The organism is Cyanothece sp. BG0011 (genome assembly GCF_003013815.1).
In the GTDB taxonomy this organism is placed as follows: Bacteria; Cyanobacteriota; Cyanobacteriia; order Cyanobacteriales; family Microcystaceae; genus Crocosphaera.
The window spans coordinates 1-5,045 of sequence record NZ_PRLH01000132.1; the positions used below are offsets into that span (position 1 = coordinate 1).

Below are 5,045 nucleotides of genomic sequence, written 5' to 3' on the forward strand. Positions count from 1 at the left end.
GAAAATATACATTTTCTGTAGTTGCTATCAATAATTAACCCGAATAAACTAAAAAATAAAACTAGGATAAAAAATATGTTGCGGTCAGCTACCTTTGATACTTTATTGAGTAATTGTACTCACGTTGAGCAAATCATCGATCTTTGCACTCACGCTTTATATAACCGTTACTATCCGAGCGCATTTATTACCACCGGAATTGAGGCCGATGGATCTGATATTAGAAGCCTGTCTATTAATCACTGGACTGGAAACCAGGTTATCAAGGAGAACACCATTGAAGAGCAGCTTATCTGCACTTTGGTGACAAAAGTAAATAAGGAATATAAATATTCGGCAAACCCGTGGCTAACCGTTCAACCCATTGGGGCCAGCGATGACACCCCTAACGGAATCTTTGCTTAATGACTTACGCGCTACCAGTTCCGGGGGGTTCAGGCTTAGGAGGGTTATTTCCTAAGCCGCGTCTTCCTGGCCGTGGGATTAGTCGGCCACCGGGGAAAGTGCCAGGGATTCAAGGCTCTAGTTTGCAGTGGTTAACCCCGCCCATGGCTTGTGCTTTACTGGGGACTCATTGCGCTTTACCGTTTGATCATCCCAATCAGGGGGAAGGAGCTTCGGCTCTAACTAATTATCAAATTACCTTTAGTTATCGCAGGCAATACGATCGCGCTGCGATTCTTTATGATGAAAACGGGATAGTACCGGGAGATCCGGACGGATTTGCCATTGAATGGTCCGAACCAGGGGCGGTCGGGGAAAAGCTTTTCTATACGGTTGTTTTAGAAAATGCTCAGATTTTATCGATTGAAAAAAAATTGTTCAAATTTACCTCAAAGGGCTATCAAGAAGGATTTGAGATCGATTGGTTGCAAGCAGGCATAACAGAAAAAACGTTAAGGGTCACTTTAGCTTATAAGCCTAATCCCACAGCAGGCGCTTTTAAGCTATTCGATGCGAATTATGAAATTCAGAGACAAGACGGGGAAGAGGTAGAACCCTGGAAAGGAACCACTTTTAACCCGATTGGAAACTTCCCCTTATCAACGCCTAAGCCTAGAGGGGGACCTCGCTCTACCCAACGACCGATTAACCCCCCGTCTCCTATCAGTCTAACCCCACCCCCTGGTATTGCCGGGGGAATTAGAACCAACGATGCACCCACCCCACCGCCAGCCGTCACACCTAACCCCGAACCATTTCCCCTTCCCCCACCGGTTCAACCCTTAGATCCGCCTACCGGGCCGCAATCACCGACGGTTAACCCAACGCCTACGCCGATCCCATTTCCCGATGATCCGCCGCCTGGCATTAAAACGCAACAACCGCCAACAACGCGACCCATTACCCCGCCGTTTATTTTCCCCTACGGCGAGTTGCAGCCGTTGCCGGATCTTCGCCCCACTCCCCGTGATCTTCCGTTTGCCGAACCTCCCCCAAAAATCAGAATCAGACTCCCTGATTTTCCTTTAGCTCCAGATCCCCCTACCGGCCAGGTTGTGACCGGTGATCGCCCTGCCATTCCTTTAGGATCTGATGTTGGGCCGAAGCCGTTGGCTGAACCCATTCCCGGAGCGACAAACAGTCCGGAACCGCCTAACATCCCCGAACCCACTCAGATCCCCTTACCTCCTTTATTACCCATTCCGACCCCGCAACCGGACATAAATCCGTTTGATCTTAACCCTGATCCTTCTCCTGAAACTCAGACCGAACGAGATCGCACGCCATTACCGGAGTTAAAGCCAAAAGGGGAACCAAATAACCCGCAAGTCAAACCGCTAGAAATTCCCCAGGTTAAACCATTAGAAACGCCATCCCCTGATCCTTCTCCTGAAACGCAACCCAACACAGGAACCGGAACAGGTACAGGAACAGGAACCGGAACAGGTACAGGAACACAAACAGGCACTGGCACCGGAACGGGTACGGGTACAGGTACAGGTACACAGACAGGTACTGGTACGGGAACAGGTACAGGAACAGGTACACAAACAGGCACCGGCACCGGAACGGGTACAGGTACAGGCAGGGGAACAGGAACAGGCACAAGAATCGGTGCCGGCACCGGAACCCGAACACAAACAGGTACCGGCACACAGCCCGGAACCCGAACACAAACAGGTACACAAACACGGCGACCTGTAACTGTTTTGCCCCCTCAAATCATTTTAGAAACGCCTAATCCTGTGATTCAAGATGCTCCGTCGCCTTTAATTTTCATCAATCCAAATCCTTACAAAAAACCCCTTATTCTTGCAGGAACGGAAACAGAAATGTGTGATCCTTGTCTACAAAGAATTCAACGCGCTGTTAATAGAAATCAATCAGCCATTAATAATTTAGCTAATGCTGGACAGTTAGCCGACTTATATTTGTTAAAAGTAATTAACGATAAATTAGGACCCAAAGTTGACGGGGGGTTAAGTGGTTGGTTAAAACGATTCAGTCAATCTTTACGCCTCGACCGTGCCTTAAACGTCCTTAACACTATGCTTTTAATCCATAACGCCGCTCAATTATCCCGAAATTTAGGGGAAAGTTTAAGCTATTTCATTAATAGTGGATTACAAGTGGTTGGCATCAAAGATGAGGATGACACCCCCATTGATATTAATGGTTTGGTAGGGGGATTTGTTAGTGGAACCATTAAGGCAATTGTCGGGGAAGAATTGTATAACGGGCTGTCAGAAGGATGGAAGAAAACCAGCGCGATTTATACGTCAGTTGTGAATATTTATGAGCTTACTTTGTCCTCAATGGCAGGTATTGCAGAAGGATTAGAAATCGCCTCTCAATACACAGGAAAAATAGGAAACGCCCTTAAAAAAGGTGGGGTTATTATCGAAAATGCCTATGAGTGGATGGACGAAAACATACGGGTTAAAACCGGTCGGTTAGGCACAGTTCAAAAGGTTATTGATGACTTACAAACTGCTGAGGAAGTGGTCAGCAATTTAACCGAAATTACTGAACAGGTTAGAGAGACTCAAGAGAACATTGACGAGATAAAGAAAGAGTTTAAAAACGTGAAAGATAATGTAAGTGAAAATGAAGAAAGCAAGAAAACCGCAGAAGATACTGGCAAAGAAAATAGTCAATCTCCTGACCTTCAAACCTCAGATTTAAACAAACCAAATTAATAAAAAATCATGGTGTTACCTTTAGATTATAACGATTTTGAACACTTACAAAGTGTCATCCGTAAACTTCACAATAAAGAGGTTAGAGAGGCTTTCTCAGACCTGGGTGGAGACGAATGGCTTCCTAATATCAACAGTCCCAGAGCGAGTCTCAGACAAGCTTGCACCATTTATGATAGTGATTCTGCTTTAATAATGTTATTAAAACAAAATTTGTATTTTCTAACACTTAGAAAAGCAAAAGATTATCAAGCTCCTATTTTGGGAATGCCGAAAGGTTCCCTTGATCCCATCAGAAAATACAAACCTCAAATTTATTTATATTTTAAAGAAGATAGTGGGGATGTTGAAGAGGGGTATGGCCCCGTTGAGGGTAGAATTAGTTTTAGGTTAATGGATGAAGATTCTGAAAGTATTACTAAAACAAAACTAACCACTTTAGCTAATAAAATTAAAACTGAGTTTGGAGTTAGTAATGGTTACACATGGAAAAAAGGAAAGGAATATTATAGTTACACGGACAAAGAAAAAGGATATCAATTACAGATACTTGCTTTTAGTGAAACAGAAGCTAAACAATTAATTAATAAAGTTCTAGATATCCAAGGTCATACTTTTTCCGCTAAAAAGTTTAGGAAAAGTTCCAATGACGATCCTACATCGGCCTATCCTACCATTCCCCCTAATCAATCCATCCTGGGTGAGTTAGTTCGTGAGCCACGCTTAAGGCCGGTGGCAACGGTCCGATTTCAGTATGCGATCGCAAACCTTTGGGGAAGACCCCAACCGATCCCCTTGTACGATCGCACGTTTGAATATCTGAATGCTTTAGTTACTGAGTATTGATTTTAGGTTATGGTAACTTGTTTTGATTAATTGCGAAATTTGTTTAAGTGTCTCTCTTTAGCAGAAAGGCCTATAGGCCTTCCGTGAGGGAATAGAGGGCTAAAAAGTGGGTTACAAAGGAATTGATCACTTAAACAAATCGGATTAAAAATATCATGGGAAAAAGATTTTCAGACTTACAGGAAGTTTACGAAACATTATCCTTAATTAACTTTGATTTCAACAGTTTACCAGCCACTAACAAGTATCGCAAGTATAAAGAATGGCGGGAAGATCCTGACAAGCGCAAGCGCGCGGAATCTTCGATCAGAAACTCAGGACGAAAAGTCACCCTAGGATTGAAAGCTTTCGGGCTAAATGATGGAGGCGGTACTCTTGATCAAGTCAAGGTAAAGGTAGGCAGCCGCGCCTGGACCTATATAAAAGGAGTCGGTGGAGAGCCTCTCAGCACTTTAAACTTGACTGAAGCCCAGGATCTATCAGCTTATCAAAACATGATCAGTTTTAAACCGGCTAAAGTTGTCGCCGCCGTAAGAGAGACAAACGCAACTAGCCCAACTTCTGACATCACTGGCGTTAAGTATCGTAAAACAACCGGTCAAACTTATACGCTGCCTTTTGGAAAGGGCACAGGTGATTCTTTGACAGAATTTGGAACACAAGACGTGATCATCGAAGCGTATCAGGCGACTCATGTTGTAACTTTCTTGCCCGAAGTTATTCGGAGATCTTAATCATGAAAGGAGACCTTAGAAAATCGTTAATTATTTGGGGATCTCCTTCCCCAGATACGAACAGATCTGACATTGTTCTCAGACTAAATAATTGTCAAAAATTGATGGATTTATTCTTAGATGGAAAATTGCCTTTAGATGATTATTTAGACTTAATCGAAGCTCAAGGCGTGAATATGGATGATTACGCTGAAACAGTTTCTTTTAATTTAAAAGATTTTAACTTAGTTTGATTTGTTAATAATCTTTTTTTTGTTGTGTTTCTTTTTAAAGTAATTATGTCTGTCGAATATCAGTTTACAGACTCTTCTAAATGGTCGTT

5 protein-coding genes are annotated in these 5,045 nt (G+C 43.2%); all 5 read left to right on the plus strand.

The window, feature by feature from the left end:
* Positions 1–75: 75 nt before the first annotated feature.
* The 5 genes from C4E06_RS16120 (at position 76) to C4E06_RS16140 (ending at position 4,956) form a co-directional block, all read left to right on the plus strand.
* Positions 76–405: a hypothetical protein gene (locus C4E06_RS16120; protein ID WP_107668988.1), complete on the plus strand. Its 330-nt coding sequence runs from the start codon at positions 76–78 to the stop codon at positions 403–405.
* Entirely contained in the window at positions 405–3,143 is a 2,739-nt protein-coding gene (locus tag C4E06_RS28050; RefSeq protein ID WP_198648740.1) for a hypothetical protein, read from the plus strand. Before C4E06_RS16120 ends, C4E06_RS28050 begins: the two co-directional genes overlap by 1 nt.
* Before the next feature lie 9 nt (positions 3,144–3,152).
* The gene (locus C4E06_RS16130; RefSeq protein ID WP_198648741.1) at positions 3,153–3,989 is read left to right on the plus strand and encodes a hypothetical protein; all 837 of its coding nucleotides are present in this window, start codon (positions 3,153–3,155) and stop codon (positions 3,987–3,989) included.
* Positions 3,990–4,144: 155 nt separating this feature from the next.
* Complete coding sequence (locus C4E06_RS16135) at positions 4,145–4,723, plus strand: hypothetical protein (RefSeq protein WP_107668990.1); 579 nt, start codon at positions 4,145–4,147, stop codon at positions 4,721–4,723.
* A gap of 2 nt (positions 4,724–4,725) precedes the next feature.
* Complete coding sequence (locus C4E06_RS16140; protein WP_107668991.1) at positions 4,726–4,956, plus strand: hypothetical protein; 231 nt, start codon at positions 4,726–4,728, stop codon at positions 4,954–4,956.
* Positions 4,957–5,045: the final 89 nt, after the last annotated feature.

Coding starts and splice junctions, on each gene's coding strand:
- C4E06_RS16120 (WP_107668988.1), top strand. CDS start 76: ATGTTGCGGTCAGCTACCTTTGATACTTTATTGAGTAATTGTACTCAC.
- C4E06_RS28050 (WP_198648740.1), top strand. CDS start 405: ATGACTTACGCGCTACCAGTTCCGGGGGGTTCAGGCTTAGGAGGGTTA.
- C4E06_RS16130 (WP_198648741.1), top strand. CDS start 3,153: ATGGTGTTACCTTTAGATTATAACGATTTTGAACACTTACAAAGTGTC.
- C4E06_RS16135 (WP_107668990.1), top strand. CDS start 4,145: ATGGGAAAAAGATTTTCAGACTTACAGGAAGTTTACGAAACATTATCC.
- C4E06_RS16140 (WP_107668991.1), top strand. CDS start 4,726: ATGAAAGGAGACCTTAGAAAATCGTTAATTATTTGGGGATCTCCTTCC.